We start from the raw sequence: 26024 nt of genomic DNA, 5'->3' as shown, positions 1-26024 counted from the left end.
GTGTCCGCAGTCGCCTCCACCGGTAACCTCAGACACATGGCCTCACGTCCGTCCGCAGCCAAGAAGACGCCCGCGAAGAAGGCGGCCGCGCCCACAAAGGCTCCGGCGAAGAAGGCCGCTGCCAAGAAACCGCCCGGCAAGAAGGCGCCGGCGAAGAGGGCACCCGCCAAGAAGGCCGCGGCGAAGAAGCCCGCGCCCAAGCCGGCCCCCAACCCTACAAACGGTGTGTACCGCCTCGTGCGGGCCCTCTGGCTCGGTGTCGCGCACAGCGTGGGCGCGCTGTTCCGCGGCATAGGGCGAGGCGCCAAGGGGCTCGACCCGGCGCATCGCAAGGACGGTCTCGCGCTGCTGCTGCTCGGTGTCGCGCTGATCGTCGCCGCGGGTACGTGGTCGAATCTGCGCGGTCCCGTGGGCGATCTCGTCGAGATGCTGGTGACCGGCGCGTTCGGCCGCCTCGATCTGCTGCTTCCGATACTGCTCGCGGTCATCGGCGTACGCCTGATCCGGCATCCCGAGAAGCCCGATGCGAACGGCCGCATCGTGATCGGCCTGTCCGCGCTCGTCATCGGTGTGCTCGGCCAGGTCCATATCGCCTGCGGTTCGCCCGCCCGTGACGACGGCATGGCGGCCATAAGGGACGCGGGCGGGCTCATCGGCTGGGGTGTGTCCACACCGCTGATCTTCACGATGGGCGAGATCCTCGCCGTACCGCTCCTTGCCCTCCTCACCGTCTTCGGGCTGCTCGTGGTCACGGCGACGCCCGTCAACGCCATCCCGCAGCGGCTGCGGCTGCTCGGCACCAAGCTCGGCATCGTCCAGGCGGAGCCCGAAGCGGCCGACGGCGAGTTCTCGGACGACGAGCGGTACGACGAGCAGTGGCGTGAGGCCCTGCCCGCCCGCTCACGCAGGCGCGCGGACGACGACGAGCAGTACGACCCGGATCAGGCCGAGGAGATGGCGCTCTCCAAGCGGCGCAGGCCCCGCAGGGCGTCCACACAGCCCGCTCTGCACCGACCGATGGACGCGGTGGACGTGGCGGCCGCCGCTGCCGCCGCCCTGGACGGCGCTGTCCTGCACGGGATGCCGCCGTCGCCACTGGTCGCCGACCTGACCCAGGGGGTCACCGGGGAGCGCGACGAGCAGCCCGCGGCGGCGACCGGCTCGGAGAGCTCCGTTCCGCTGCCGAGCGCACGCGGGACGGACAGCCCGCCGCCCGGCGTGCTGCGCAAGAAGCCCGGGGGTTCCGCCGACTCGGCCGTTCCGGACCTGACCAAGGGAGCCCCGGACAGGCCGCGGGACCTCCCGCCGCGGGCCGAGCAGCTCCAGCTCGCCGGGGACATCACGTACTCCCTGCCCGCGCTCGATCTGCTCGAGCGCGGCGGCCCCGGCAAGACCCGCAGCGCCGCCAACGACGCGGTCGTCGCCTCGCTCAGCACCGTCTTCACGGAGTTCAAGGTCGACGCGGCCGTCACCGGCTTCACCCGGGGCCCGACGGTCACGCGGTACGAGATCGAGCTCGGCCCCGCCGTGAAGGTCGAGAAGATCACGGCCCTGGCCAAGAACATCGCGTACGCGGTCGCCAGCCCCGACGTCCGCATCATCAGCCCCATCCCCGGCAAGTCCGCGGTCGGTATCGAGATCCCGAACACCGACCGCGAGATGGTCAACGTGGGCGACGTGCTGCGCCTCGCGGACGCGGCCGAGGACGACCACCCCATGCTGGTCGCGCTCGGCAAGGACGTCGAGGGCGGCTACGTCATGGCCAACATGGCGAAGATGCCGCACATCCTGGTCGCCGGAGCCACCGGTTCCGGCAAGTCGTCCTGCATCAACTGTCTGATCACGTCGATCATGATGCGGGCGACCCCCGAGGACGTACGGATGGTCCTCGTCGACCCCAAGCGTGTCGAGCTCACCGCGTACGAGGGCATCCCGCACCTGATCACGCCGATCATCACCAACCCGAAGCGGGCCGCCGAGGCGCTCCAGTGGGTCGTACGCGAGATGGATCTGCGCTACGACGACCTGGCGGCGTTCGGCTACCGGCACATCGACGACTTCAACAAGGCGATCCGCGACGGCAAGCTCAAGACGCCCGAGGGCAGCGAGCGGGAGCTCACCCCGTACCCGTATCTACTGGTGATCGTCGACGAGCTCGCCGACCTGATGATGGTCGCCCCGCGCGACGTCGAGGACTCGATCGTGCGCATCACGCAGCTCGCGCGCGCGGCGGGCATCCACCTGGTGCTTGCCACGCAGCGTCCTTCCGTGGACGTCGTGACCGGTCTGATCAAGGCGAACGTGCCCTCACGGCTCGCCTTCGCGACCTCCTCACTCGCCGACAGCCGCGTCATCCTCGACCAGCCGGGCGCCGAGAAGCTGATCGGCAAGGGCGACGGGCTCTTTCTGCCGATGGGCGCGAACAAGCCCACCCGAATGCAGGGCGCCTTCGTCACCGAGGACGAGATCCACGCGGTCGTCCAGCACTGCAAGGACCAGATGGCGCCCGTCTTCCGGGAGGACGTCACCGTCGGGACCAAGCAGAAGAAGGAGATCGACGAGGACATCGGCGATGACCTCGACCTGCTGTGCCAGGCCGCTGAGCTGGTGGTTTCCACACAGTTCGGGTCCACATCGATGCTCCAGCGCAAGCTGCGCGTCGGCTTCGCGAAGGCCGGAAGGCTCATGGACCTGATGGAATCGCGCGGCATCGTGGGCCCCAGCGAGGGGTCGAAGGCTCGTGACGTTCTTGTGCAGGGCGACGAACTGGATGGCGTGCTTGCCGTGATCCGCGGGGAGGCTCACCCATAAGGGAGCGGCAGGCAACCGTTTCCCTTCGGCATACGTCAAGTTGAGGGGAGGGACGGCACCATGGTCCACGATCAGGATGTCCGGCCATTCCGATGGCGTACAAAGTCCGTCGCCCAGTTGCCCCACCTTTTCTGAACCCCCCTAGACTGAACATCCAGCAGGTGGCTACACGCTCGAAAGGCGCCCCCGTGTCCATCGGCAACTCCCCTGAAGACGACCGCCCTTCAGACGACCGCCCTACAGAAGACCGGCGCGCCGACGACGGCCCGGCAGCTGAGCGTCCGGCGGACGACCGGCCCTCGATCGGCCGTGCGCTGCAGCAGGCGCGTGTCGACGCGGGCCTGACCGTCGACGAGATCAGTACGTCCACTCGGGTCCGCATCCCGATCGTGCACGCGATCGAGCAGGACGACTTCTCCCGATGTGGCGGCGATGTGTACGCCCGCGGTCACATCCGGACGCTCGCACGTGCCGTGGGCCTCGATCCCGCCCTCCTGCTGGCCCAGTACGACGAGGCGCACGGCGGCCGTCCGCCGGCGCCCACCCCGGCGGCGCCGCTCTTCGAGGCCGAGCGGATCAGGTCCGACCCGCGCCGGCCGAACTGGACCGCGGCCATGGTCGCCGCGATCGTCGCCGTGATCGGATTCGTCGGCTTCACCGCGTTCAGCGGCGGGGACGACGGGGACGGGTCGACGTCGCAGGTCGCCGAGGGCTCCACGCCCAGTGCCAGCAAGTCCGTCACCAAGCCGGCACCGGACAAGCCCGCCGACCCCAAGCCGGATCCGTCGGACAGCGCGATCGCGGGCGCCCCCAAGGACAAGGTCACGGTCAAGGTCAGCGCCCCGGACGGACGCAGCTGGATCTCGGCCAAGGATCACAACGGCCAGACCCTCTACGACGGCGTCCTCGAAGAGGGCAAGTCGAAGACCTTCCAGGACCAGCAGAAGATCGACCTGGTCCTCGGCGATGCGGGCGCGATCAAGCTGTTCGTGAACGGCAAGCCGGTCGACAACAAGTTCGAGCCCGGCCAGGTCGAGCGACTCACGTACACCAAGGGCGACCCCGAGGTCGGATAACCCTTGCGGCCACAGGCCCGGACCCTCGCGGCAGGGGCCCGGGCAGGGACGAAGTAGTCTTGAGACCATGCCCGAACGCCGTACCGTCGCCCTTGTCACTCTTGGCTGCGCCCGTAACGAGGTGGACTCGGAGGAGCTCGCAGGCCGCCTGGAGGCGGACGGCTGGCAGCTCGTCGAGGCCGCCGAAGACGCGGATGTCGCCGTAGTCAACACCTGTGGATTCGTCGAAGCCGCCAAGAAGGACTCCGTCGACGCCCTCCTGGAAGCCAATGACCTCAAGGGGCATGGCAAGACCCAGGCCGTCGTCGCCGTCGGCTGCATGGCCGAGCGGTACGGCAAGGAGCTCGCCGACGCCCTCCCCGAAGCCGATGGTGTCCTCGGCTTCGACGACTACTCCGACATCTCCAGCCGCCTGCAGACCATCCTCGGTGGCGGCAGTGTCGAGGCCCACACCCCGCGTGACCGGCGCAAGCTCCTGCCGATCAGCCCCGCCGAGCGGCAGGAGGCGGGCTCCGACGTCGCGCTTCCCGGGCACGCGCCCGTGGACCTGCCCGACGGCCTCGCGCCCGCCTCAGGGCCGCGTGCCCCGCTGCGCAGGCGCCTGGGCAACAACCCGGTCGCCTCGGTGAAACTGGCCTCCGGCTGCGACCGCCGCTGCTCGTTCTGCGCCATTCCCTCCTTCCGCGGGTCCTTCATCTCGCGGCGCCCCTCGGACGTCCTCGGTGAGACGCGCTGGCTGGCCGAACAGGGTGTCAAGGAGGTCATGCTCGTCTCCGAGAACAACACCTCGTACGGCAAGGACCTCGGTGACATCCGTCTCCTGGAGACGCTGCTTCCCGAGCTGGCCGCCGTCGACGGGATCGAGCGGGTGCGCGTCAGCTACCTGCAGCCCGCCGAGATGCGCCCCGGACTCATCGACGTACTGACGTCTACGGAGAAGGTCGCTCCGTACTTCGACCTGTCGTTCCAGCACTCCGCCCCCGGTGTGCTGCGGGCGATGCGGCGCTTCGGGGACACCGACCGGTTCCTCGAGCTTTTGGACACCATCCGTACGAAGGCTCCGCAGGCCGGTGTGCGGTCGAACTTCATCGTGGGCTTCCCGGGCGAGACCGACGCCGACGTGGACGAGCTCGAGCGGTTCCTCACGGGTGCGCGGCTGGACGCCATCGGCGTCTTCGGGTACTCCGACGAGGAGGGCACGGAAGCGGCGACGTACGACAAGAAGCTGGACCAGGACGTCGTCGACGAGCGGCTCGCGCGCATCTCACGGCTCGCCGAGGAACTGACCTCACAGCGCGCCGACGAGCGTCTCGGTGAGACCGTCGAGGTGCTTGTGGAGGCCGTGGACGAGGAGGACGGCGCGATCGGCCGGGCGGCTCACCAGGCGCCCGAGACGGACGGCCAGATCCGCTTCACGGGTGCCACGGGTGGGGACGGACCGCAGGTCGGTCGTATGGTCGTGGCAAAGGTGGTCGGCACGGAAGGCGTGGACCTGGTGGCTGAGTACAGCGAAATTCTGGAGGGCTCGCCCCGGATCCCGGCCGAGGAGGCGCGCAGATGACCGGTGTCCCGGCATCCGCGGCGGGCGGCTCCGGCGCGCAGGGCGCCAAGCCGGTGCGCGGCGGAAAGTTGGGCGCTGCGGCCGTCAATCAGGCCAGCGTGTGGAACGTCGCCAACCTGCTGACAGTCATCCGGCTGCTGCTCGTGCCGGGCTTCGTGATGCTGCTGCTGGCCGACGGCGGGTACGACCCGGCGTGGCGTGCGTGGGCCTGGGCGGCCTTCGCCGTCGCCATGATCACCGACCTCTTCGACGGGCATCTGGCGCGTACATACAACCTGGTCACGGACTTCGGGAAGATCGCTGACCCCATCGCCGACAAGGCGATCATGGGCGCCGCGCTGATCTGTCTCTCGTACCTCGGCGATCTGCCCTGGTGGGTGACGGGCGTCATTCTCGGACGTGAGCTCGGGATCACAGTGCTGCGGTTCTGGGTGATCCGCTTCGGTGTCATTCCGGCCAGTCGTGGCGGCAAGATGAAGACGCTCTGGCAGGGCACGGCCGCCGGGATGTACGTCCTGGCGCTGACCGGGCCGCTCGCCACGCTGCGGTTCTGGGTGATGGCGGTCGCCGTCGTCCTGACCGTGGTGACCGGGCTCGACTACATCCGGCAGGCCATCGTGCTGCGTCGGCTCGGGCTCGCGGAGGCGAAGGAAGCGGCGGCGGCATCCGCTTCGGCTTCGGCCTCCGGCGAGGGGGCTCGGGAGTCGTCGTGATGTCCGGCGGTCCGGCAGCGGAGGTTCTGCGCCTTCTTCAGGCGCGGGGCGAGACGCTGGCTGTCGCCGAATCGCTCACCGGCGGTCTCGTGGCCGCCGAGCTGACGGCGGTGCCGGGGGCCTCGAAGGTCTTCCGGGGGTCCGTGACGGCGTATGCGACCGCGCTGAAGCACGAGGTGCTCGGGGTCGACAGCACCCTGTTGGCCGAGCGTGGAGCCGTTGATGCCGATGTGGCGCTCGGGATGGCCGCCGGTGTGCGCGAGGTCATGGGCACGGACTGGGGGATCGCGACCACGGGGGTCGCGGGGCCGGATCCGCAGGACGGGCAGCCGGTCGGGACCGTGTTCGTGGCGGTGGAGGGGCCGGTTTCCACGGTCGGCGGCTCGGTTTGCGGGCTTCGCTCTGAGGGGAAAGTGGCCGCGCTGCGGTTGAACGGTGAGCGTTCGGACATTCGTATGGAGAGTGTACGGAGCGTGCTCACGCTGCTGCTCGAGCGGCTTTCCGGCGAACGTGCCGGGAATGGGCGGGCACAGGATACGGAACAGAACGGGGGGACTTGATGTTTGCAGCCCTGAGTGAACACGACATCGCTCCCCGCACGGCCGCCGCGCGAGGCGGTACGGTGGGGCGTGAAGGATGCGGCTACGCGGTCCGAGGAGGGAGCCACCGATGATTCTGCTCCGTCGCCTGCTGGGTGACGTGCTGCGTCGGCAGCGCCAGCGCCAGGGCCGTACTCTGCGCGAAGTCTCCTCGTCCGCCCGAGTCTCGCTCGGCTATCTTTCCGAGGTGGAGCGGGGGCAGAAGGAGGCATCCTCCGAGCTGCTTTCCGCGATCTGCGACGCGCTTGACGTACGGATGTCCGAGCTCATGCGTGAGGTGAGCGATGAGCTCTCCCTCGCCGAACTGGCTGCGTCGGCAGCGGCTACGGAACCGGTGCGCGCACCGGTTCGCCCGATGCTCAATTCCGTTTCGGTGAGCGGTGTGCCGCCGGAACGGGTGACGATCAAGGCGCCTGCGGAGGCGGTGGACGTCGTCGCTGCGTGATGCTGCGCCGACCGCGCACTGTCCACGCTATGTGAGCGCTCCGATGTGTCGAAGCCCCGGCCGGGTTACCGGTCGGGGCTTTCGTCTGCCCTGAGATGCCTGAATTGGTGCACTTGTGCCATTGTTGGTGGGGATTTTCGATTACGGGGATGCGTGAGCTTTGGAGGCTGCATGTACGTCGTGAAGAGCCCGCTGTCCGATGCGGATCTGAAGACGGTCTCGGACGCCCTGCAGGGCGCCCTTGTGGATCTGGTCGATCTCTCCCTGGTCGCCAAGCAGATCCACTGGAACGTGGTCGGACCGCGCTTCCGCTCCGTGCATCTGCAGCTCGACGAGGTCGTGGACACGGCGCGGCTGCACTCCGACACGGTGGCCGAGCGAGCCTCCACGCTCGGTGTCCCGCCCGATGGGCGGGCGGCGACGGTGGCGCGGAGCAGCGGCATCGGCGCGGTCTCCGAGGGCTGGGTCAAGGACGCGGACGCGGTGGGGACGCTCGTGGACGCGCTCGGTGCGGTGATCACGCGGATGCGGGAGAGGGTCGACACGACCGGTGAGGCGGACCCGGTGAGCCAGGACATCTTCATCGGGATCACGGCTGATCTGGAGAAGCATCACTGGATGTTCCAGGCGGAGAACGGTTGATGCCGGTGTTGATCCCGGTGGTCGCCGTGGCCGATGTCGGTGCAGTCGGCGGTGCCGATGTCGGTGCCGTTGTCGGGGTCGTTGTCGGGGTCGTGCCTCGTGTGCGCCGTGGTGCGCCCTCGCGCCGGGTGAAGCGGGGCATCTAGCGTCGACCGGGCGTCGAGCCTCGGGCGGAGGTGGTGGCCGTGGCATGGAGAGTCGTGCGGTGGGCGCCGGCTCTGGCGCTCGGTGCGCTCTGGTGGTGGGGCGTGCTGCGGCTGGCCCTCGCGCCTGACGCGGGGGTTCTGGAGGGGGCCGTCGCGGCCGGCGGGTGGGGGCTGAGCCTGCTGCCGGTGCACTGCGTGCCGAAGTCGCGGGCGGCGGGCGTCGCATCCCGGTCCGAGGAGCGGGCTCGGCGGTCGGACGGTGCTCTGCGGTGGCCCGGGGAGCGTACGGCCAAGGTCGCGTCCGATACCGCTGCCCGCGCCTTCACCAAGGCATGGCGACGCCGCCGTTCGGGCGGAGGATCTGGCCCGTCGTGAAGGCGGACGCGTCGGATGCCAGGTGCAGGACGGCGTGTGCGATGTCTTCCGGTTCGCCGACGCGGCCCAGGGGGGACATGCGGACCATGAGTCCTTCGGTGTGCGCCTGGGCGTCGGTGTCGTGGCGGTCGGTCATCGGGGTGCGGATCCAGCCGGGTGCGACGGCGTTGACCCGGATGCCGTGTGGGCCCACCTCGGTGGCGAGGGTCTTCGTGAGCTGGACGACCGCGGCTTTCGCCGCGCCGTAGCAGAGGAGGCCGGGGCCGCCGGTGTCCACGGCGCCCGAGGCCATGGTGATGATGCTGCCGGGGTGGCGGGATTCAACAGAGTCGGAGTCTGCGTTTGCGGTTGCCGATGCGTTTGCCGCGATCATCGCGCGGGCCGCGGCCTGGCAGGCGTACAGGACGCCCTTGAAGTTGATGTTCAGGACCCTGTCGAGGTCCTCGTCGAGGGTCTCCAGGACCGGGCTGTTGTGCATGATCCCGGCGATGGCGGCCATGACGTCCAGGCGGCCGGTGGCCGCGGCGGCGGTCGCGACGGCCTCGTCGACCTGAGCTCTGTCGGACACGTCCAGGGTGTGGATGTGCGCGGTGCCGCCCGCGGCCTTGATGAGCGTGGCCGTCTCGTGGAGTCCCTGGGTGTCGCGGTCGGCGCAGTGTACGGTGGCGCCCGCTTCCGCGAGGAGTACGGCCGAGGCCCGGCCGATTCCGCTGGCGGCGCCGGTGACGAATGCGGTGCGCCCGGTGAGGTCGTACGCCGTGAGGGGCATGACGGGACGGTACGGCTGAATCTGACGGGTCGTCAACTAGTGGGTGCGTGCCGGATTCAAGGGGTGGGGCCCTGCTGGCAAGAGGGGCACCAGTACGTGGGGCGGCTGCGGGAGCCGTCGCCCTGCTCGGCCGAGCGGATGGGGGTGCCGCAGCGCAGGCAGGGGCGGAGTGCGCGGCCGTAGACGTACAGGCGCTGGTCCGGGCGGGTGCGGCCTGTCGTGGTGCGGGCCGGGCGGTCGCGGTTGGCTTCCAGGAGTTTCTTGGCGAGGGCGGGGAGGCGGGAGGCCGTCTCGGCGGGGAGCTCACCGGTGGGGAGCCAGGGGGTGGCGCCCAGGATGAAGCAGAGCTCGCTCTTGTAGATGTTGCCGATGCCCGCGAGGTTGCGCTGGTCGAGCAGGGCTTCGCCGAGGGGGCGCTCGGGGGCGGCGAGGAGGTTGCGCAGGGCCTGCTCGGGGTCCCAGTCGGGGCCCAGGAGGTCGGGGCCGAGGTGGCCCACGGCCTTGTGTTCCTCGGTGGTGCGGAGGAGTTCGAGCACGGGCAGGCGGTAGCCGACGGCTGTGCGGTCGTCGGTGCCGAGGATCGCCCTGATCTGGTGACCGGGGCCCCCGCTCCAGCGCTCGCCCGGGTCGTACACCTTCCAGGAGCCGTCCATACGGAGGTGGGAGTGCAGGGTGAGGCCGCCCTCGAAGCGGGTGAGGAGGTGCTTGCCGCGCGGGGTGACGTCCAGGACGGTGCGCCCGGTGAGGTCGACGGTCGCGAGCTTCGGGACGCGGAGGTCGGAGCGCGTGACGGTGTGCCCGGCGAGGGCGGAGTGCAGACGCCGGGCTGCCTGGTGGACGGTGTCTCCTTCGGGCATGGGTCCAGGGTGGCATGTGGGGGTCAGGGGCGGGGCTGGGGCTGGTGGGTGAGGTCAAGGGTGGGCTGGGTCGGTGGGTCTGCGCTGGTGGTGGGGTGTCGCTACGCGCGCAGGCGCAGCCCACGGGGGGTGGCGAGGAAGCCTGCTCCCTCCAGGAGGGGGGCGAAGGGGGAGGTCAGGGCGGAGGCGCCGTTGATGCGCTCGACCGTGACGGTGCCGAGTGAGCCCGCTCGGGCCGCGGCGGCGAGGGCCTCGGCGGCCGTGTGCAGGCGGAGGTCTTCGGTGACGGGGGCGTCGTCCTGGGTCGCGGGCCAGGCCAGCAGGGTCTTGCCGCCGCGCTCCATGTAGAGGGTCAGTTCGCCGTCGACCAGGACGACCAGGGAGCCCGCCTTGCGGCCCGGTTTGTGGCCCGCGTCGGTGGGGGGCTCGGGCCAGGGCAGCGCGGCCCCGTACGCGTTGGCCGGGTCGGCGGCTGCCAGGACGATGGCCTGGGCTTCGGAGGGGCGTGGGGCGTAGCTCATGGAGGACGGTGAACTGTCCGTGCGCTCACGGGTGTTCGCCGCCGCGCGGAGCCGGTCCACCGCGCCGTCCATCGCGAACTGTGCGGCGCCGAGTCCCTCGACTACGTAGCCGCGCCGTGCCTGGCCGCTGTCCTCGAAGACCGACAGGACGCGATACGTCGCCGAGAAGCCGCCCTCGACGCCTTCGGCCGCGACCGCGCCGCGGGTCACCACGCCGTGCCGGTCCAGGAGGGTCCTGGCCAGGGCGTGGGCGCGCAGAGTGGGGTCGGCCTCGCGGGCGGGGAGCAGCGACCAGCGGCCGGCGACGGTCGGCGGGCCCGTTCGTGAGACGGGGCGGGCGGCGGCGGTCAGTGTGCCGTAGCGCCCGCGGGGGATCGTGCGCTTGGCGCGGTGGGCTGTGGCGCCCGCGGTGCGGCCCGAGCCGAGGAGTGAGCGCATCGGGGCGAGCGTGTCGTTCGTGAGCCGTCCGGACCAGGCCAGGTCCCAGATCACGTCGGCCAGTTGGGGGTCGGATGTCTCGGGATGGGTGGTGGCGCGGACCTGGTCGGCGATCTGCCGGAAGAACAGGCCGTACCCCCCGGAGAGGGTGTCCAGGACGGACTGGTGGAGCGCGGTGAGCTCCAGGGGGTGGGGCGGCGGCAGGAGCAGGGGCGCCGCGTCGGCCAGATAGAGGGAGACCCAGCCGTCCTTCCCGGGCAGGGATCCGGCTCCGGCCCACACCACCTCTCCGGCTGCGGTGAGTTCGTCGAGCATCGCCGGTCCGTAGCCGGAGACGCGGGAGGGAAGGACGAGTTTCTCCAGCGCGGACGCGGGAACCGTCGCTCCCTGCAACTGCTCGACGGCGCGCACAAGTCCGTCGACGCCCCGCAGGCCGTGCCCGCTCACGTTCTGCCATTGGGGCAGGAACTGGGCGAGCGCGGCGGGCGGCACCGGCTCCAGTTCGTGCCGCAGGGCCGCCAGAGAGCGGCGGCGCAGGCGGCGCAGGACGGTCGCGTCACACCACTCCTGGCCGATGCCCGCAGGATGGAACTCTCCTTGTACGACACGTCCGTTGGCGGCAAGGCGCTGCAGTGCCCCCTCGGTGACTGCCGCGCCCAGGCCGAAGCGGGTGGCGGCTGTGGCGGAGGTGAAGGGACCGTGCGTGCGGGCGAACCGGGCGATGAGGTCACCGAGGGGGTCCTTGACCGGCTCGGTGAACGCTTCGGGGACGCCGACGGGCAGTGCGGTGCCCAGCGCGTCGCGCAGGCGGCCCGCGTCCTCGATCGCCGCCCAGTGGTCGGCGCCGGCGATCCGGACGCGGATGGCGCGGCGGGCGGATGCCAGTTCCTGTGCCCAGTCGGGCTCGGCCCCGCGCTCGGCCAACTCGGCTTCCGTGAGCGGGCCGAGGAGGCGCAGCAGATCGGCGACGCCTTCGGCGTCCTTGACGCGGCGGTCCTCCGTGCGCCATTGAAGCTCCTGCTCCAGCTCCGCGAGGACGTCCGCGTCGAGCAGCTCGCGCAGCTCGGCCTGGCCGAGGAGCTCGGAGAGGAGCCGGGAGTCCAGGGAGAGGGCCGCCGCGCGCCGCTCGGCGAGCGGTGAGTCACCCTCGTACAAGAACTGCGCCACGTATCCGAACAGCAGTGAGCGTGCGAACGGGGACGGCTCCGGAGTGGTGACTTCGACGAGCCTGACCTTGCGGGACTCGATGTCGCCCATCAGTTCCGTGAGGCCGGGGACGTCGAAGACGTCCTGGAGGCACTCCCTGACCGCTTCCAGGACGATGGGGAACGAGCCGAACTCGCTGGCCACCTGGAGCAGTTGCGCGGCGCGTTGGCGCTGCTGCCACAGGGGTGTGCGCTTGCCGGGGCTGCGGCGCGGCAGCAGCAGCGCGCGGGCGGCGCACTCGCGGAAGCGCGAGGCGAACAGGGCCGAGCCGCCCACCTGGTCGGTGACGATCTGATTGACATCGCCCTTGTCGAAGGTGACGTCTGCCGCTCCTACAGGGGCTTTCTCGTTGTCGTACTCAAGGGACTGGGGGGTGGGCTCCTGGTCGAGGAGGTCCAGGCTCATCAGGTCGGCGTCGGGCAGGCGCAGCACGATGCCGTCGTCGGCGTGCATGACCTGTGCGTCCATGCCGTACCGCTCGGAGAGTTTGGAGGCGAGGGCGAGGGCCCACGGCGCGTGCACCTGCGCGCCGAACGGGGAGTGCACCACGACCCGCCAGTCGCCGAGCTCGTCGCGGAACCGCTCGACCACGATCGTGCGGTCGTCCGGGATGTGACCGCAGGCCTCACGCTGCTCGGCGAGGTACGTCAGGACGTTGTCGGCCGCCCAGTCGTCGAGCCCCGCGGCCAGCAGGCGCACGCGCGCGTCGTCGCGGGACAGGGAACCGACCTCCCGGAGGAACGCGCCCACCGCACGGCCCAGTTCGAGCGGTCGGCCCAGCTGGTCGCCCTTCCAGAAGGGGAGCCGTCCGGGCACGCCGGGGGCGGGGGAGACGAGCACGCGGTCGCGGGTGATGTCCTCGATGCGCCAGGAGCTGGTGCCGAGCGTGAAGACGTCGCCCACCCGGGATTCGTAGACCATCTCCTCGTCGAGCTCTCCGACGCGGCCGCCTCCCTTCTTGGGATCGGCGCCGGCGAGGAAGACTCCGAAGAGGCCGCGGTCGGGAATCGTGCCCCCGGAGGTGACCGCCAGGCGCTGCGCTCCCGGCCGCCCGGTGACAGTGCCTGCGATGCGGTCCCAGACCACGCGGGGGCGCAACTCCGCGAAGGCGTCCGACGGATAGCGGCCCGCCAGCATGTCCAGGACGGCCGTGAACGCCGACTCCGGGAGTGAGGCGAAGGATGCGGCCCGGCGGACCAGGGCAAGCAGGTCGTCGACCTGCCAGGTGTCGAGGGAGACCGTCGCGACGAGCTGCTGCGCCAGCACGTCCAGAGGATTGGCCGGAATGCGCAGGGACTCGATGGAGCCGGTCCGCATCCGCTCCGTGACGACGGCGGCCTGCACCAGGTCCCCTCGGTACTTGGGGAAGACGACGCCGGTGGAGACCGCGCCCACCTGGTGTCCTGCCCGGCCGACCCGCTGCAGCCCGGAGGCCACGGAGGGCGGCGACTCGACCTGGATCACCAGGTCGACCGCGCCCATGTCGATGCCGAGCTCCAGGCTGGACGTCGCGACGACGGCAGGCAGGCGGCCCGCCTTCAGGTCTTCCTCGACGAGCGCGCGCTGCTCCTTGGAGACCGAGCCGTGGTGAGCACGGGCGAGGACCGGAGGGGCGCCCTTGGCAGCCCCCGACTCGGCCATCAGCTCCGCGGGGGAGTGGTCCTCGGGGAGGGGCTCGCCCGTCGCGCGCTCGTACGCGATCTCGTTGAGCCGGTTGCACAGGCGCTCCGCGAGGCGGCGTGAGTTGGCGAAGACGATCGTCGAGCGGTGCGCCTGGACGAGATCGGTGATGCGCTCCTCGACGTGCGGCCAGATCGAGGGGCGCTCCGCGCTCTGCCCGGAGTCGGCCACCGGGGAGCCGCCCAGCTCCCCGAGGTCCTCGACCGGGACGACTACCGACAGGTCGAACTCCTTGCCGGACTTCGGCTGGACGATCTCCACCCTGCGCTGCGGGGACAGATAGCGCGCGACCTCGTCCACCGGACGGACCGTCGCCGACAGGCCGATACGGCGGGCGGGCCTGGGCAGCAGCTCGTCGAGCCGCTCCAGGGAGAGGGCGAGATGGGCGCCGCGCTTGGTGCTCGCGACGGCGTGCACCTCGTCGAGGATCACCGTCTCGATGCCTGTGAGCGCGTCCCGCGCGGCGGAGGTGAGCATCAGGAAGAGCGACTCGGGCGTGGTGATCAGGATGTCCGGGGGCCGGGTGGACAGGGCGCGGCGCTCGGCAGGCGGGGTGTCGCCCGAGCGGATACCGACCCGCACCTCGGGCTCGGGGAGGCCGAGGCGCACGGACTCCTGACGGATGCCGGTCAGCGGGCTGCGCAGATTGCGCTCCACGTCGACCGCGAGGGCCTTCAGCGGAGACACGTACAGCACGCGGCAGCGCTTCTTGGGGTCGGCGGGCGGCGGTGTCGAGGCCAGCTGGTCCAGGGCGGCGAGGAACGCGGCCAGCGTCTTGCCCGAGCCGGTCGGCGCTACGACCAGCACGTCCGAGCCCTCGCCGATGGCCTTCCACGCCCCCGCCTGGGCGGAGGTGGGCGCGGAGAAGGCCCCCGTGAACCAGCTGCGGGTCGCGGGGGAGAACCCATCAAGGGCGCTGAGGGCGCCGTGGGCGCTGGATGCGGACCTGACCATGACCCCATCGTGCACCCCGCCACTGACAACGGCGCCGACCTGCGGAAAAGGGTTTGCACGGCTGTCGCAGAATGGGGTCATGGCGGGTTCGGCGGAGCAGGCACGGCACTGGCGGTACGCGGAGTTGCCCGGGGTCGATCTGCTGCGGGCCCACTACATCCGCAAGACGTTCGTGCGGCACACCCACGAGCACTTCGTGATCGCCGCGATCGCCGAGGGCGTCGACGTCTTCCACCACGGCGGCGCCGATCAGCACGCCGGACCGGGAACCCTCGCCCTGATCAACCCCGACACCATGCACACGGGCCGGGCCGGTGTGCCCGAGGGCTGGGAGTACGGGGCGGTCTATCCGTCGCCGGAGCTGGTCACCGCCATCGCGGCCGAGACCACCAGTATCCGCGGGACCCCCGGCTTCATCCGTCCGGTGCTCGACGATCCGTACTCCGTGACCCTCGTCCACCGGGTGCTGCGTGCGGCGGAGGAGGGCAACGCGCTCGCCGCTGACACTTTCCTGCGGGTGGCCGTGACCAGGCTGCTGCGGCTGAACGGCGGACGCCTCCCTGAGCGCACCGTGCGCACGGCGGGAGCCGGGATCGCCGCACGCGCGCGTGGCGTCCTTGAGGAGGGGCTCGCCGACCCACCCAGCCTGGAGCGGCTCGCCACCGATCTCGGCGTCGGTCCCTTCGGCCTGCTGCGCGCCTTCCGCGACGCGTATGGGATGCCGCCGCACGCATGGCTCACCGACGCGCGTGTGCGCGCCGCGCGGCGCCTCCTGGACGCGGGAACGACGCCCGCCGAAGCGGCCGTCGCGGTCGGCTTCACGGACCAGCCGCACTTGAACCGGCACTTCACACGCATCGTGGGGGTGCCGCCCGGGGCGTACCAGCGCGAGCGCAGGAACGTACGCGAGCACAGGGACGTACGCGAGCGCAAGAACGTACGCGAGCGCAAGAACGTACAAGACGGGGAACGGGCCCTGCTCGTACCGTCCGGCGTGTGGCAGAACAGACGACCCCTGTAGACGAATCCGCCGGCGTTCCCGCAGACACGGGTGGAGCTGGACTCGGGCCGGGCGACCGCGCACCGGAGAAGGCCGACTCCGCTGTCGTCCGCGACGCACTCGGCGTCGGCATCGCCGTCGGACTCTCCGGTTTCGCCTTCGGAGTGACCTCGGCCGGAAGCGGCCTCACCGTCCTGCAGACCTGCGCGCTCAGCCTGCTGGTCTTCACCGGCGCCTCACAGTTCGCGCTGGTCGGCGCACTCGCGGGCGGCGGGAATCCGTTCACCGCGGCGGCGGGCGCCTTCTTCCTCGGCGTACGCAACGCGTTCTACGGACTGCGCCTTTCGCAGTTGCTTGCCCTCCCGCGCGCGGTGCGTCCCTTCGCCGCCCACTGGGTCATCGACGAGACGACCGCTGTCTCGCTCGCGCAGCCCACACGGCGTAGCGCCCGCATCGGCTTCACCGTCACGGGGCTGACCCTGTACGTCCTGTGGAACCTCACCACGCTCCTGGGCGCGCTCGGTGCCGAAGCGATCGGTGACACCGACGCGTGGGGGCTCGACGCGGCGGGGCCCGCGGTCTTCCTGGCGCTGCTCGCGCCGATGCTGCGTACGGCTACGGAGCGGGCCGTCGCGGGAATCGCCGTCCTCCTGGGGCTCGGTCTGCTGCCGGTGCTGCCTGCTGGGGTGCCGGTCCTGGTGGCCGCGCTCGCCGTGCCGGCCGTGCTCCACGTAGAGGGCCGCAAGGCCGCCACCAGGGACGTCGCACGCTCCGACGAAGCGGACGTCGCACGCTCCGACGAAGCGGACGTCGCACGCTCCGACGAAGCGGACGTCGCACGCTCCGACGAAGCGGAAGCCGCACGCTCCGACGAAGCCGGAGGGGAAGACCGTTGAACATCTGGATCGCGATCGGCGTGACCTTCGTCGGCTGCTACCTCGTCAAGCTCGCCGGCCTGCTGGTACCCGCGGGCGCCCTGGAGCGCCCGCTCGTCAAACGCATGGCCGCCCTGCTCCCCGTGGCGCTGCTCGCCGCGCTCACCGCCCAGCAGGCCTTCGCCGAGGGCCGGGTCCTTGAGCTCGACGCCAAGGCCGTGGGGCTCGCGGCGGCGGCCGTGGCGCTGGTGCTGCGCGCCCCCTTCCTCGTCGTCATCGGGGCGGCCGTGGTCGTCACCGCGGGGGTGCGGGCACTCACGGGCTGACCGCCACCGCCGTCCCTGGCGCCTCAGGGACCCCGAGACGCCGGGCTGTCCTCTCCGGACGGCAGAAGAGCGCCGCGAGGACGCCGGCGGCCAGCAGGAGGGCAGATGTCAGCAGCCAGCCGTGCTCGTAGCCTGCCGACACCGTGGCCGCGCGGTCCACCATGCCACCCAGAACCAAGGGGGACAGGATCCCGCCGAGCGCGTAGACGAAGGTCAGCACGCCGAGGACGAGGCCTCGTCGGGAGGGCGGTGTCATCCGTGCGCAGGACGTCGTGGCCACGGTGAGCATCACCATGGCCATGGCCATCGGGCCCATCATCAGCGGCACCTTGATCCACATGGACTCCGTCGTTCCGAACGTGGCTACGGCGCAGCCCGACACCGTCATGAGCAGCCCGGCTCCCGCGCCCACCGGCAGCCGGGCCGTGCCGCCCCGCCGCGCGGTGCGCTGCGCGAGCAGGCCGTGGACGAGCAGCACCGCGCCGTTGGCGAGGGCGCCCACGCCCACCAGCGTGCCCGCCTGATGGAGGTTCCAGCCGACGACGCTCTCCAAGTAGTCGGGTGACCACGTCAGCAGGGTGCTCATCAGCCAGTACGCCGCGAAGGCGCCGAAAGCGGCCGTCACGAAGGAGCCCGACAGAAGGATGCGGCGCAACGGGACGTTGTCCGCCTCTACGGAGGGCGCTCCTGCCGCTTCTACTGAGGGTGCTCCTGCCGTCGCGGCTGCCCCCTTGCCGACCGGCGGTGCGAGCGGCCCCTCCGCACCCCAGGTCCGCCAGACAGCCGCCCAGGCCAGGCCGACGAGACCCACCACGCCGAATGACCAGCGCCAGCCCCAGTGGGTGATCACCCAGGTCAGCACGGGCGAGGCGACAGCCACTCCGGCCGCCGCGCCGACCAGCAGGATCGCCGTCGGCAGCGCACGCTCGCGCTGCGGGAACCAGCCGTGCACGTGGTGCATGGCGACCGGCGATGCGGGCCCCTCGGCCGCGCCCAGCAGCACCCGCGTGGCCAGCAGGGTGCCGAACCCCGCCGCGCCCCACAGCATCGGCAGCTGGGCGGCCGACCACATCAGCGCGAGCACGAGGAGCAGCGGGGTCGTCCGCACCCTCCGGGTCAGCGCGGAGACCACGAGCGCCGCCACCGAGAACAGGGCGAAGAACGCCGACTGCGCGATGCCGAACTCCTGGCGGCTGATGCCGAAGTCCGCCCGGATCTCCGGTCCCGCGAGCCCCAGGACCGCCTTGTCGGCGAAGTTCACGACCATGAAGGCCAGGAGCAGCCACGTGGTCCGCCAGGCCCCGCTCACCCGCAGCAACCGTCTTCGTCGTCGACCACACCGACACTGATCGCCCCGGAGGCACGCTGGCGCCCCTCCGGAGTGCGCGTCAACTCCGTCTCCAGATCCGTGCCTTCGGCCACCGCGGCCGACTCTGCGGCCGCCCAGTTGAAGACGCCGCGCGCCATGGTCGATGTCTCCTGGAGTGCACGCAGCGCGTACACCTCGGCACGCACGCGTGCCACCTCGACGTCGCCCGGTGCGGCGAGGGCGGCCGTCTCTGCCAGATGCGCGGCAAGGCGCAGCTCGCCGTCGACCAGTAGCCGCGCCGCCCGCTGCGCCAGGACGTGGGCACCACCGGCGGCCTTCGCGAACTCGACGGCGACCGCAGCCTCCGGAGCGGGCTTGAGGTGCGCGGGATTCTGGTCGTACCAGCCGCCCCAGAGCCGCCAGAGGTTGCGTACGACGAACTCCGGTTCGTCATAGGCGGGATGGAGGTACGGCTTCGCGAGGAGTTCCTCAGGGACCTCCACACCGTGGATGACGGCGTCCAGGCGGTGCCCCGCGTTCATCAGCGCCCTGGTCTGCTCGCACAGCGACTCCAGGAGCCGCGCGGTGTCGTCGAGCGCCTGGTGCACGCGATCGGCGCCCACGATGGGGACGCCGTGGCCGGGGAGCAGCAGTTCGGCGCCGAGTTCCTGCATGGCGCGCAGGGCGTGCGCCCAGTCCTCCGGGTAGCGCTGCACCTTCTGGGGGTTGCCCGCGTTCGGCGAGTTCCAGATGAACAGGTCGCCCGTGCACAGCGTCTTGAGCTCCGGTATCCACACATAGGTGTGGTCGTCGGTCTCCCCGCGCGCGTGGACCAGCTCGAAGGTCAGCTCGCCGTGGCGCACGGTGTGGCGGTCCCGGTAGACGGTGTCGGGGTAGCGGTAGGTGGTGGGCCACTCCAGGGAGGGCACACCGAACTGCTTGCGGTTGATCCAGGAGTTGTACCCGGCGGTCCGGATGTAGCGGTCGAAGCGCGCGGTGACGCCTTCGTGGGCGATCACCTCCGGCGGTTCACCGCCCGTGGCCGCGGCCTCCTGGTCGAAGGGGAACACTCCGAAGACGTGGTCCACATGGCCGTGCGTGTACACCACGGAGCGGACAGGGCCCGCCCCGAAGCCGCCGACCGCGGTGTGCAATTGCTGCGCCGTACGGAAGTCGCCCGAGTCGACGAGCACCACCCCGTCGCCCGTGTCGAACACCGCGACATTCGCGAACGCCGGGAAGAACCCCACCCGTTCGCGCAGCCGCACCAGCTCGTCCCCGGTGTACGCGCCGGTGAGGTGGGCAAGGAGTGTCTCCTCGCTCCGCCAGACCCGGTCGATGTACTCGGAATAGTCCGCTGCCTTGTGCTCGGTCATGTCCGCGGCTCCTCGTGTGTGGTGTGCCGGATGGCCACAGCTCACGAGTTTCGGGCCCTGCTATGAGATCGAACACCGCCTCCGGTCACACACAGGTCCCGTGGGTAATGTGACGCGTCACAACCGCGACCCCGCTCCCGGGAGAGGAGACACCGTGGCGCTTTCCTCCGAAGCAAGGTCCCTCGCGGCGCGCTGCGAGCCCCGGGTCAATGAACTGGCGCGCCGGATGGCCCGCGAGTCGTTCGAGGAGCTGCCCGGTTATGCCGAGCTCCCCGACGATGTGAAGGACCTCGAGATAGCCGCGACCGCACGCCACGGAGTGCGCCTCTTCCTGCGCCACGTCACCGATCAGCCCGTCAGCCACCGGCTCTTCCGGGAGCGGGCCGCTCAGCGCGCGGAAGAAGGTATGCCGCTGCACCTGCTGCTGCGTACGCATGCCCTGGGGGTCTACGTCCTGTGGCAGGCGCTGCGCGACGTGGCACGTCCCGGCGAGGAAGCGGCCCTGGTCGAACTCGTCGACGTGCTGTTGCAGTCACACCCCGCCATCGTCGGGGCCGTGGCCGAGACCTACCTGGACGAGCGCTTCGCGCTGGAGGCCGAGCAGCGGGCCCAGCGGAGCTCCCTGGTGCGCGGTCTGCTCGACGGGATGGTGCCGCCCGGCCACGTGCTCCTCGGCCAACTGAGCCTCGCCGGTCCCGCGCTCGTCCTCGCGGTCGGCTTCGACGGAGCGCCCGCGGAAGGCCCAGTGGCGGTGCGGCGGCGTCTGCGGCGCGTACAGAGCGCCCTGGACCATGCCTTCGACGCAGAAGTCCTCGCGCTCCTCGAAGCCGACGGCGGCCGGGTCGTCGTGCCCAAGGAGTGCCGTCCTCCCGATGATCTGCCGCTCCGCTTGAGCAAGGTCTGCGACCTTCCCGTGCGCGTGGCCGCCGTGGACGCGGCCGGGCCCGAGGCCGTGACCGGCGCCGCGCGTACCGCGACGGAGATACTGCGCATCACGCGCGCGTGCGGGATGGCGCCGGGACTGCACCGCATGGACGACGTCCTGCTGGAGTACCACCTCTCCCGCCGCAACGAGAGCAGCCACCTCATCCGCGCCCTGCTCGACCCGGTCGCCGACCGACCCGAGCTGCTGGAGACGCTGCGCACCCACCTCGCCCATCAGCAGGAGCGCAGAGCGACCGCCGCAGCCCTCGGTCTGCACCCCAACACCGTCGACAACCGGCTCGCGAAGATCGGCGAACGCACGGGCATCGACCTGTCGGCGCCGCGCGGCATCGCACTCGCCATCGCGGCCCTGCTGCTGCGGGAGTCAGACGAAGCCTCGTCAGCCGATGGACCGCCCGTACGCCCGTAGCGTGCGCAGCGCCTCGATGGTGACCATCGGACGTGCTTCGAGAGCGGTGCCAGGCGCCCACTGCCGCCAGCGGACAGGCCAGCCGCCGTCCTCCTGCTGGTCCTGCTCGAGGTGGTCCAGGGAGCGGGCCAGCTCCTCATCCGTGAACCACGCGCGCGCGAGCGACTCGGGTGCCTTCGCGTAGTCGTAGACGAAATGGTGCTCTCCCGGTGCGTAGCCGGACGCGACCGGGTACGCGTCGAGGCGCTCGGGGTCGAGCGCCACGAGGCGCTGGTCCCGCGCGAGCCTGCCGAGCCGGTCGGCGGCCGCCTCCGCGCGCGGGCGGTCAGGTGCGCCGTCGAGGAAGGTGACGGCCGCCTGGATCTCGTACGGATGTGACTTCTCGAGGGACTCGACGGCGGCCCAGCAGAAGTCCGTGGCCCGGAACAGCCAGGCGTGCCACACCTCGTTGCGGTGCAGCAGGCCCACCACCGGCCCCGTGGCGAGGAGTTCGCTCGGCGGATCGTCCACCACCGGCACGAACGGCGCCGACGGATAGCCGCGCTGGCTCGGATGGATCGCAGGCAGGGCGCCGTCCGATGTCGACACCGAGGTCAGATAGCGGCACACACGCTCCACCCGCTGGCCGCCGCAGCGCCGGATCGAGTCCAGGACGCGCAGCGCATGCCCGGTGTGCAGGGGCTGGCTGACGGGGCCGCGCAGATCGGGCTCGAGCGCGTGGCCGTACCCGCCGTCCTCGTTGCCGTACGCGGCCAGGGCGGTCTCGACCGCGTCGGCGGCCTCGGCGGCACCGAGGCCGCCCGTGCCGCTCAGGAAGTGATACGCGAACCGCCGCTGCTCGAGGACACGCGCGGTGAGCCAGATGAAGTGCTCGGCACGTGCGACCGGTGAGAGCGCGGCGTGCGGGGATGCTCCGGTTTCGGCCATGCACAGACCGTAGGCCGGAAAGCCTCTTCGGTAAGCCCCCCGGGTCCGGCTGCACTCTCAAGGGCGCGATACTGAAGGCATGCGGTTGACGGTGTTCTGGGAGCGGATGGCGGACCACTTCGGAGCGGCGTACGCCGACTCCTTCGCTCGCGATCACGTGATGGCCGAGCTCGGTGGGCGAACCGTCCATCAAGCGCTGGACGCGGGGTGGGACGCCAAGGACGTCTGGCGCGTGGTGTGCGCGGCGATGGACGTACCGGCTGAAAGGCGCTGACCTGCGGACACTTCGCCGCCTTACGCCGGCCGCCACGAGCGCCGGTGAGCGCGAAGACGTGGGGGCGGCGGCCGAATGTCGGTGGCGTGGGCGAGACTGGCACCGTGGCATCGACAGACGAGACCGCGCAGGTCATTCAGGACGTAACTCCGCTCGGCACGGCGCCGCCCGCGCAGCCCCCGAACGGGGCCGAGGCAGGGCGCGGCGCAAGCATGCCGCGCTGGCTGCCACGCGCCATGGTGCTCGCCCTCGCGCTCATCGCCTGTTTCCAGCTGGGCAGTTGGGCCTTCCACCAGCTGACCGGGCTGCTGATCAACATCCTGATCGCGTTCTTCCTGGCGCTCGCGGTCGAGCCCGCGGTGAGCTGGATGGCCGCGCGCGGGCTGCGCAGGGGCTTCGCCACCTTCCTGGTCTTCCTCGGCGTGCTCATCGCGAGCGCGGGCTTCGTCACACTGATGGGGTCGATGCTCGCGGGCCAGATCGTGGACATGGTCGAGGACTTCCCCGACTACCTCGACAAGGTCATCAGCTGGATCAACCAGACGTTCCACACGGAGCTCTCGCGGGTCGAGGTCCAGGACAGCCTGGTCCACTCCGACTGGCTGCAGAAGTACGTGCAGAACAGCGCCAGCGGCGTCCTGGACGTATCGGCGCAGGTCCTCGGAGGCCTCTTCCAGCTCCTGACGGTCCTGCTGTTCTCGTTCTACTTCGCGGCCGACGGGCCGCGGCTGCGGCGCGCGCTCTGCTCCGTGCTGCCGCCCGCCCGGCAGGCCGAGGTGCTCCGGGCCTGGGAGATCGCGGTCGACAAGACCGGCGGCTATCTCTACTCGCGCGGCCTGATGGCGCTGATCTCCGGAGTCGCGCACTACATCCTGCTCGCGGCCCTCAGCGTGCCGTACGCACCCGTGCTCGCGGTCTGGGTCGGTCTGGTCTCGCAGTTCATCCCCACCATTGGCACGTACTTGGCGGGCGCGCTGCCGATGCTGATCGCCTTCACGGTCGATCCCTGGTACGCGCTGTGGGTGCTGATCTTCGTAGTGGTCTATCAGCAGTTCGAGAACTACGTACTGCAGCCCAAGCTCACCGCCAAGAGCGTGGACATCCATCCGGCGGTCGCTTTCGGGTCGGTCATCGCGGGCACGGCACTCCTCGGCGCGGTCGGCGCGCTGATCTCCATCCCGGCGGTCGCGACCCTGCAGGCGTTCCTGGGGGCGTACGTGAAGCGGTACGACGTCACGGACGACCCCCGCGTCCACGGGCACCGGAGCAGGGGCGGAGCATCCCTCATCGCGCGCGTGCGGCGTGCTCTGCAAGGACCGAACCAGCCGGGGGCGGCGTCGGAGGCGGAGGCTTCGGGTTCAGATTCCGCTTCGGGGTCGGGGCCGGATTCCGCTTCGGGCGAGCGTCAGTAGGTGATGATCGCCCAGACGCCGGCGGCGAGAACGGCCACCACGTAGCAGCCGACCGCCGCCGTCATCATCCGCTGCCGCGTCCGCTCGTCCCAGGGGGTGCGGGACAGCAGCCAGGCGAGCGCGGGCAGGACCAGGACGGCGTGCAGGCTCACTCCGTGCAGGGGCTTGAGCGCCGCTGTGGAGTGGTATGCCGACTCCTGGTGGCCGGTCCGGGTCAGGAACACGCCCCGCGCGATCATCGCGGCGCCCGACGCGAGGGCGACGAGCAGGATGGCGAAGCCGGACCGGAGCGCGAGCGGCATCCCCGTGGGTCCGCCGGGCCGGTGCCGGAAGGAGACGACCGCGAACGCCGACAGCAGGACGACGAGGATTCCGCCGCCCACCGCCAGGGACATGGACACCGCCGAGTCGAACCCGGTCTCCATGTTGAGATGCGAGGGCACCTTCCGCCACGCCTGAAGCGTGATTCCGCCGACCTCGAGGACGCAGTCCGCGGCGAAGAGAACGAGGAGCGCGGTCCGGGTACGGCTCCCCATGCGCAGATACGACGTCACCCAGACGACGGCGATCAGTGTCAGGCCGAAGGAGAGCCCGAAGGTGACGGGCTTGCGCCAGGAGACGGGGCCCTCCCATGGGCCACCGTCGACCGCGAAGACCAGCAGGTGCGCGAGGCCCGAGAGGATCAGGACGGCGCCGGTCGCGCAGCTGACGCGTTCGGCCGGGCGCGCGGAGCGCCACCGGGCGGTGAGCGAACCCATCCAGGCACGGACCGCCTTCGCGCCACCGATGCGCGGCACGGCGAGCGTGGCGGTGACGGTTCGATGAGGTGTTCCGGTGTGGCTTTCCATGAGAGCAAGCCTGTCGGGGAAGGCGCCCGTCGGTCGTCGTCCGGCCGAAGACACCGCCTGTACGCCCGGGGGAGTAGCCCCAGGGCGAGGAGGGGTAGGGGCATGACGCGGAGGGTCGGAGGGCGGATGTGCGCCCGGCGGACCGTTCCGCTCCGTACTCTCGGTGGAGCCGCGTGGTGCGCTTGACACCAAAATCGAACATCCATTCTCATTGGGTGTCTGGCGGCTTTTTCCCGGGGTTTTCGCGGGGGGATCCCTGGGGCTCCGGCGGATTTCGGCGGGGTGATCGCCTCGAGTTATCCACAGGCCGGACGGGCATCGGGGCGGATTGTCAGTGGCAGGCGCTAGCGTCATTGACGTGAAGCGATCGACACAAGCAAATCGGGTGGAACCCATGGCAGGAACCGACCGCGAGAAGGCACTCGAAGCCGCGCTCGCACAGATTGAACGACAGTTCGGCAAGGGCGCAGTGATGCGCATGGGCGAGCGGCCGAACGAGCCCATCGAGGTCATCCCCACCGGGTCGACCGCGCTCGACGTCGCGCTCGGCGTCGGCGGCATCCCGCGCGGCCGTGTGGTGGAGGTGTATGGACCGGAGGCCTCCGGTAAGACGACCCTGACCCTGCACGCCGTGGCCAATGCCCAGCGGGCGGGCGGCTCGGTGGCCTTCATCGACGCCGAGCACGCCCTCGACCCCGAGTATGCGAAGAAGCTCGGCGTCGACATCGACAACCTCATCCTGTCCCAGCCGGACAACGGCGAGCAGGCGCTCGAGATCGTCGACATGCTGGTCCGCTCCGGCGCCCTCGACCTGATCGTCATCGACTCCGTCGCGGCCCTGGTGCCGCGCGCGGAGATCGAGGGCGAGATGGGTGACTCGCACGTGGGTCTGCAGGCCCGCCTGATGAGCCAGGCGCTCCGGAAGATCACCAGCGCGCTCAACCAGTCCAAGACCACCGCGATCTTCATCAACCAGCTCCGCGAGAAGATCGGTGTGATGTTCGGCTCCCCGGAGACCACGACCGGTGGCCGCGCGCTGAAGTTCTACGCCTCGGTGCGTCTCGACATCCGCCGCATCGAGACCCTGAAGGACGGCACCGACGCGGTCGGCAACCGCACCCGCGTCAAGGTCGTCAAGAACAAGGTCGCGCCGCCCTTCAAGCAGGCCGAGTTCGACATCCTCTACGGCCATGGCATCAGCCGCGAGGGCGGCCTGATCGACATGGGCGTGGACAACGGCTTCGTCCGCAAGGCGGGCGCCTGGTACACGTACGAAGGCGACCAGCTCGGTCAGGGCAAGGAGAACGCCCGTAACTTCCTGAAGGACAACCCCGATCTCGCCGACGAGATCGAGAAGAAGATCAAGGAGAAGCTGGGCGTCGGCGTGAAGCCGAAGACGGAGGAGCCGACCGCTGAGCCGGGCAAGGACGCGGCGGGTGCGCCTGGCGCGGCCGATGACGCCGCCAAGACGGTGCCCGCACCGGCGGCCAAGGCCACCAAGCCCAAGGCCGTCGCGGCCAAGAGCTAGCC

General features: G+C 70.8%; 22 protein-coding genes. 15 read left to right on the top strand and 7 right to left on the bottom strand.

Features of this window, described 5'->3' with window-relative positions; genetic code table 11:
• Nucleotides 1–36 precede the first annotated feature (36 nt).
• The 8 genes from ACGFSB_RS28130 to ACGFSB_RS28095 all read left to right on the top strand — a co-directional run bounded on the left by ACGFSB_RS28130 (nt 37) and on the right by ACGFSB_RS28095 (nt 8368).
• A complete protein-coding gene (locus tag ACGFSB_RS28130) occupies nt 37–2811 on the top strand; it encodes a DNA translocase FtsK (protein ID WP_393404857.1) in 2775 nt (924 codons plus the stop codon).
• A 188-nt stretch (nt 2812–2999) separates the two neighbouring features.
• The gene (locus tag ACGFSB_RS28125; protein ID WP_393404905.1) at nt 3000–3887 is read left to right on the top strand and encodes a helix-turn-helix domain-containing protein; all 888 of its coding nucleotides are present in this window, start codon (nt 3000–3002) and stop codon (nt 3885–3887) included.
• A gap of 67 nt (nt 3888–3954) precedes the next feature.
• Entirely contained in the window at nt 3955–5448 is a 1494-nt protein-coding gene (gene rimO / locus ACGFSB_RS28120) for a 30S ribosomal protein S12 methylthiotransferase RimO (protein WP_393404855.1), read from the top strand.
• On the top strand, nt 5445–6161 hold the full coding sequence (gene pgsA, locus ACGFSB_RS28115) for a CDP-diacylglycerol--glycerol-3-phosphate 3-phosphatidyltransferase (RefSeq protein ID WP_393404852.1): 717 nt from the start codon (nt 5445–5447) through the stop codon (nt 6159–6161). Before rimO ends, pgsA begins: the two co-directional genes overlap by 4 nt.
• A complete protein-coding gene (locus ACGFSB_RS28110) occupies nt 6161–6721 on the top strand; it encodes a CinA family protein (protein ID WP_393404850.1) in 561 nt (186 codons plus the stop codon). The genes pgsA and ACGFSB_RS28110 overlap by 1 nt, the downstream gene beginning before the upstream one ends.
• A gap of 109 nt (nt 6722–6830) precedes the next feature.
• The gene (locus ACGFSB_RS28105; protein ID WP_160507571.1) at nt 6831–7205 is read left to right on the top strand and encodes a helix-turn-helix domain-containing protein; all 375 of its coding nucleotides are present in this window, start codon (nt 6831–6833) and stop codon (nt 7203–7205) included.
• Nucleotides 7206–7376: 171 nt separating this feature from the next.
• Entirely contained in the window at nt 7377–7847 is a 471-nt protein-coding gene (locus tag ACGFSB_RS28100) for a Dps family protein (protein ID WP_393404847.1), read from the top strand.
• A 185-nt stretch (nt 7848–8032) separates the two neighbouring features.
• On the top strand, nt 8033–8368 hold the full coding sequence (locus tag ACGFSB_RS28095; RefSeq protein ID WP_393404845.1) for a hypothetical protein: 336 nt from the start codon (nt 8033–8035) through the stop codon (nt 8366–8368).
• Here the strand turns inward: ACGFSB_RS28095 and ACGFSB_RS28090 are convergent.
• The 3 genes from ACGFSB_RS28090 to ACGFSB_RS28080 all read right to left on the bottom strand — a co-directional run bounded on the left by ACGFSB_RS28090 (nt 8316) and on the right by ACGFSB_RS28080 (nt 14793).
• Nucleotides 8316–9137 carry an SDR family NAD(P)-dependent oxidoreductase gene (locus ACGFSB_RS28090; RefSeq protein ID WP_393404843.1) on the bottom strand — a complete coding sequence of 274 codons (822 nt, stop codon included), beginning with the start codon at nt 9135–9137 and terminating at the stop codon, nt 8316–8318. The genes ACGFSB_RS28095 and ACGFSB_RS28090 overlap by 53 nt on opposite strands.
• A gap of 56 nt (nt 9138–9193) precedes the next feature.
• Nucleotides 9194–9994, bottom strand: a complete 801-nt coding sequence (locus ACGFSB_RS28085; protein ID WP_393404840.1) for an Fpg/Nei family DNA glycosylase — start codon at nt 9992–9994, stop codon at nt 9194–9196.
• Between the two features lie 101 nt (nt 9995–10095).
• Nucleotides 10096–14793: an ATP-dependent helicase gene (locus ACGFSB_RS28080; protein ID WP_393404837.1), complete on the bottom strand. Its 4698-nt coding sequence runs from the start codon at nt 14791–14793 to the stop codon at nt 10096–10098.
• Nucleotides 14794–14872: 79 nt separating this feature from the next.
• Here ACGFSB_RS28080 and ACGFSB_RS28075 point away from each other — a divergent pair, with 79 nt between their 5' ends.
• From ACGFSB_RS28075 to ACGFSB_RS28065, 3 genes are read left to right on the top strand one after another with little or no spacing between them, the layout of a single operon-like run.
• Complete coding sequence (locus ACGFSB_RS28075; RefSeq protein WP_393404835.1) at nt 14873–15814, top strand: AraC family transcriptional regulator; 942 nt, start codon at nt 14873–14875, stop codon at nt 15812–15814.
• The gene (locus ACGFSB_RS28070) at nt 15790–16689 is read left to right on the top strand and encodes an AzlC family ABC transporter permease (protein WP_393404832.1); all 900 of its coding nucleotides are present in this window, start codon (nt 15790–15792) and stop codon (nt 16687–16689) included. Before ACGFSB_RS28075 ends, ACGFSB_RS28070 begins: the two co-directional genes overlap by 25 nt.
• Entirely contained in the window at nt 16686–16994 is a 309-nt protein-coding gene (locus ACGFSB_RS28065; RefSeq protein ID WP_393404830.1) for an AzlD domain-containing protein, read from the top strand. Before ACGFSB_RS28070 ends, ACGFSB_RS28065 begins: the two co-directional genes overlap by 4 nt.
• On the opposite strand, the gene ACGFSB_RS28060 is transcribed toward ACGFSB_RS28065, so the two are convergent.
• Nucleotides 16984–18303 (bottom strand): MFS transporter, encoded by a 1320-nt coding sequence (locus ACGFSB_RS28060; RefSeq protein ID WP_393404827.1) that lies wholly within the window; start codon nt 18301–18303, stop codon nt 16984–16986. The genes ACGFSB_RS28065 and ACGFSB_RS28060 overlap by 11 nt on opposite strands.
• Nucleotides 18300–19679: an alkyl sulfatase dimerization domain-containing protein gene (locus ACGFSB_RS28055; protein ID WP_393404824.1), complete on the bottom strand. Its 1380-nt coding sequence runs from the start codon at nt 19677–19679 to the stop codon at nt 18300–18302. Before ACGFSB_RS28055 ends, ACGFSB_RS28060 begins: the two co-directional genes overlap by 4 nt.
• Nucleotides 19680–19833: 154 nt before the next feature.
• Here ACGFSB_RS28055 and ACGFSB_RS28050 point away from each other — a divergent pair, with 154 nt between their 5' ends.
• Entirely contained in the window at nt 19834–21033 is a 1200-nt protein-coding gene (locus ACGFSB_RS28050) for a PucR family transcriptional regulator (RefSeq protein WP_393404821.1), read from the top strand.
• On the opposite strand, the gene ACGFSB_RS28045 is transcribed toward ACGFSB_RS28050, so the two are convergent.
• A complete protein-coding gene (locus ACGFSB_RS28045) occupies nt 21004–21960 on the bottom strand; it encodes a hypothetical protein (protein WP_393404819.1) in 957 nt (318 codons plus the stop codon). The genes ACGFSB_RS28050 and ACGFSB_RS28045 overlap by 30 nt on opposite strands.
• A gap of 79 nt (nt 21961–22039) precedes the next feature.
• Here ACGFSB_RS28045 and ACGFSB_RS28040 point away from each other — a divergent pair, with 79 nt between their 5' ends.
• Together ACGFSB_RS28040 and ACGFSB_RS28035 are read left to right on the top strand one after the other, a co-directional pair.
• Nucleotides 22040–22234 (top strand): DUF3046 domain-containing protein, encoded by a 195-nt coding sequence (locus ACGFSB_RS28040; RefSeq protein WP_393404817.1) that lies wholly within the window; start codon nt 22040–22042, stop codon nt 22232–22234.
• 104 nt (nt 22235–22338) lie between these two features.
• Nucleotides 22339–23646, top strand: coding sequence for an AI-2E family transporter (locus tag ACGFSB_RS28035; protein WP_393404814.1), 1308 nt, complete (start codon nt 22339–22341; stop codon nt 23644–23646).
• Here the strand turns inward: ACGFSB_RS28035 and ACGFSB_RS28030 are convergent.
• Entirely contained in the window at nt 23640–24404 is a 765-nt protein-coding gene (locus tag ACGFSB_RS28030; protein ID WP_393404902.1) for a hypothetical protein, read from the bottom strand. The two genes, ACGFSB_RS28035 and ACGFSB_RS28030, sit on opposite strands and share 7 nt — an antisense overlap.
• Nucleotides 24405–24888: 484 nt before the next feature.
• Between ACGFSB_RS28030 and recA the strand changes: the two genes are divergently transcribed.
• Nucleotides 24889–26022: a recombinase RecA gene (recA, locus tag ACGFSB_RS28025; protein ID WP_393404811.1), complete on the top strand. Its 1134-nt coding sequence runs from the start codon at nt 24889–24891 to the stop codon at nt 26020–26022.
• Nucleotides 26023–26024: the final 2 nt, after the last annotated feature.

Source organism: Streptomyces sp. NPDC048441, from assembly GCF_043200235.1.
In the GTDB taxonomy this organism is placed as follows: Bacteria; Actinomycetota; Actinomycetes; order Streptomycetales; family Streptomycetaceae; genus Streptomyces.
Note: the sequence above shows the minus strand (reverse complement) of the source record. Positions and strands in the feature narration are given on the sequence as shown.

Coding starts and splice junctions, on each gene's coding strand:
- pgsA (WP_393404852.1), top strand. CDS start 5,445: ATGACCGGTGTCCCGGCATCCGCGGCGGGCGGCTCCGGCGCGCAGGGC.
- rimO (WP_393404855.1), top strand. CDS start 3,955: ATGCCCGAACGCCGTACCGTCGCCCTTGTCACTCTTGGCTGCGCCCGT.
- ACGFSB_RS28110 (WP_393404850.1), top strand. CDS start 6,161: ATGTCCGGCGGTCCGGCAGCGGAGGTTCTGCGCCTTCTTCAGGCGCGG.
- ACGFSB_RS28090 (WP_393404843.1), bottom strand. CDS start 9,137: ATGCCCCTCACGGCGTACGACCTCACCGGGCGCACCGCATTCGTCACC.
- ACGFSB_RS28045 (WP_393404819.1), bottom strand. CDS start 21,960: ATGGCCGAAACCGGAGCATCCCCGCACGCCGCGCTCTCACCGGTCGCA.
- ACGFSB_RS28030 (WP_393404902.1), bottom strand. CDS start 24,404: ATGGGTTCGCTCACCGCCCGGTGGCGCTCCGCGCGCCCGGCCGAACGC.
- ACGFSB_RS28040 (WP_393404817.1), top strand. CDS start 22,040: ATGCGGTTGACGGTGTTCTGGGAGCGGATGGCGGACCACTTCGGAGCG.
- ACGFSB_RS28080 (WP_393404837.1), bottom strand. CDS start 14,793: ATGGTCAGGTCCGCATCCAGCGCCCACGGCGCCCTCAGCGCCCTTGAT.
- ACGFSB_RS28100 (WP_393404847.1), top strand. CDS start 7,377: ATGTACGTCGTGAAGAGCCCGCTGTCCGATGCGGATCTGAAGACGGTC.
- ACGFSB_RS28085 (WP_393404840.1), bottom strand. CDS start 9,994: ATGCCCGAAGGAGACACCGTCCACCAGGCAGCCCGGCGTCTGCACTCC.
- ACGFSB_RS28130 (WP_393404857.1), top strand. CDS start 37: ATGGCCTCACGTCCGTCCGCAGCCAAGAAGACGCCCGCGAAGAAGGCG.
- ACGFSB_RS28105 (WP_160507571.1), top strand. CDS start 6,831: ATGATTCTGCTCCGTCGCCTGCTGGGTGACGTGCTGCGTCGGCAGCGC.
- ACGFSB_RS28075 (WP_393404835.1), top strand. CDS start 14,873: ATGGCGGGTTCGGCGGAGCAGGCACGGCACTGGCGGTACGCGGAGTTG.
- recA (WP_393404811.1), top strand. CDS start 24,889: ATGGCAGGAACCGACCGCGAGAAGGCACTCGAAGCCGCGCTCGCACAG.
- ACGFSB_RS28055 (WP_393404824.1), bottom strand. CDS start 19,679: ATGACCGAGCACAAGGCAGCGGACTATTCCGAGTACATCGACCGGGTC.